Genomic DNA, 1657 nt, shown 5'->3' with positions numbered 1-1657 from the left:
GCGCCGCGCACCAGGTCGTCCCACATGAACCAGAACCGCTGCTGGCCCGGCGTGCCGAACAGGTAGAGCACCAGGTCGTCGTCGAGCGTGATGCGGCCGAAGTCCATGGCCACGGTCGTGGAGGTCTTGCCCGGCGTGGCGGTGAGGTCGTCGGTCTCCTCGCTCGCCTGGGTCATCAGCGCCTCGGTCTGGAGCGGGGTGATCTCCGAGACCGCGGTGACCAGGGTGGTCTTGCCGACGCCGAAGCCGCCCGCCACCACGATCTTCGTGGCGACGGGTGCCCGGCTGCGGTCCTGCTGCCAGGACTTCAGTTCCTCGACGGGCTCGGCCAGGCCGTCGACGAGGGGAGCGTTCCCGACGGGGGCGGTCGCGTCAGAGACGGCGGAGTCCACTCAGCACCCTTTCCAGCAGCGCGCGGTCCGGACGGCCGGTGCCGTGACCGGTCCCGGTGCCGTAAACACGGATCTTTCCCTGGTCCGCGAGGTCGCTCAGGAGCACCCGGACCACGCCGAGCGGCATTCTCAGCAGCGCGGCGATCTCGGCCACCGTGCGCATACGGCGGCACAGTTCGACGATGGCGACCATCTCCGGCATCACGCGCGGAGCGGTGCCGTTCGCCAGTTCCTTGCGCTCCTCCGGGGCGTCCAGCGCCGCGGTGCTGGCCACGAACGTCTCCACCAGGAGGACGTGGCCGAAGCGGGTGCGGCCGCCGGTGAGCGAGTAGGGGCGCACCCGGGCGGCCTTGCGGTCGCCGCCGCGCGTGGGGAGCTGCGTCTTCTTGGCGATAGAGCTCATCGGACGCTCCCGCTCGGTTCGGACTCCATGGATTTCCGCAGCTCGCTGCGGAGTTCCGGGGTGAGCACATGCCCGGCCCGGCCGACGAAGAGCGCCATGTGGTACGAGATCACACTCATGTCGCACTCGGCGGAGCCGTGCACGCCGAGCAGCGAGCCGTCGCTGATCGACATGACGAAGAGGCTGCCCTCGTCCATGGCGACCATGGTGTGCTTGACCGAGCCGTAGTCCATCAGCTTGGCCGCGCCCACGGTGAGGCTGCCGATGCCGGAGACGATGGTGGCGAGGTCGGCGGCCGAGCCGCGGGGGCCCTTGGTGGCCGGCCGGTTCTGCCGGTCCGCCTCGGCGCGGTTCGGGTCGGACGACAGCAGGAGCAGGCCGTCGGAGGAGACGACCGCGACCGACTGGATTCCGGGCACTTCCTCGACCAGGTTGGTCAGCAGCCAATGCAGGTTGCGGGCTTCACTGCTCAGTCCGTAGGTACTGGGCGTGGTCAACTGCTTGCCTCCTCGGCGTGTCCCCCCGTGGACTCTTCGGCGTTCGCGCTGGTGGCGGGCCGCTGGTTCTGCGCGGTGTGCTCGGCGATCTCCGCTTCGACGTCGCGGTACCCGGCCTGCGCGCCCCGGCGGAAGCCGCCGAGCCTGCGGCGCAGGGCCTCGGCGTCGACGCCGGTGGCGCGCGGGCGGACCGGGGCCTCGGGCGCGGTGATCTTCGGGGTGCGCTTGGGCAGGCCCTTGCTCGTCAGCTTCTCCTCCGTCTCGTCCGGGGCGCGGTCGTGCGTGGCCTCGGCGGGGAGGGGGGCTGCGGGTTCGGGGATGGCGGCCGTGTTCTCGTCGGCGGGGGCGGCCGGCGGGAGCAGCAG

Annotated in this window: 3 protein-coding genes and 1 pseudogene; all 4 read right to left on the bottom strand. The window is 71.5% G+C overall.

The window, feature by feature from the left end; genetic code table 11:
- A partial coding sequence (locus GT030_RS23955; RefSeq protein ID WP_346009729.1) for an ATP/GTP-binding protein occupies window positions 1-392 on the bottom strand: 392 nt, incomplete at its 3' end.
- Window positions 373-795 (bottom strand): DUF742 domain-containing protein, encoded by a 423-nt coding sequence (locus GT030_RS23950; RefSeq protein WP_161202871.1) that lies wholly within the window; start codon window positions 793-795, stop codon window positions 373-375. The genes GT030_RS23950 and GT030_RS23955, both read right to left, overlap by 20 nt.
- Complete coding sequence (locus GT030_RS23945) at window positions 792-1292, bottom strand: roadblock/LC7 domain-containing protein (RefSeq protein WP_135789771.1); 501 nt, start codon at window positions 1290-1292, stop codon at window positions 792-794. Before GT030_RS23945 ends, GT030_RS23950 begins: the two co-directional genes overlap by 4 nt.
- A pseudogene (locus GT030_RS23940) lies at window positions 1289-1657 on the bottom strand (histidine kinase); the annotation flags it as partial. The gene GT030_RS23945 and the pseudogene GT030_RS23940, both read right to left, overlap by 4 nt.

This window comes from Streptomyces sp. SID1328 (assembly GCF_009865595.1).
In the GTDB taxonomy this organism is placed as follows: domain Bacteria; phylum Actinomycetota; class Actinomycetes; order Streptomycetales; family Streptomycetaceae; genus Streptomyces; species Streptomyces griseoluteus.
Note: the sequence above shows the minus strand (reverse complement) of the source record. Positions and strands in the feature narration are given on the sequence as shown.

Coding starts and splice junctions, on each gene's coding strand:
- GT030_RS23950 (WP_161202871.1), bottom strand. CDS start 795: ATGAGCTCTATCGCCAAGAAGACGCAGCTCCCCACGCGCGGCGGCGAC.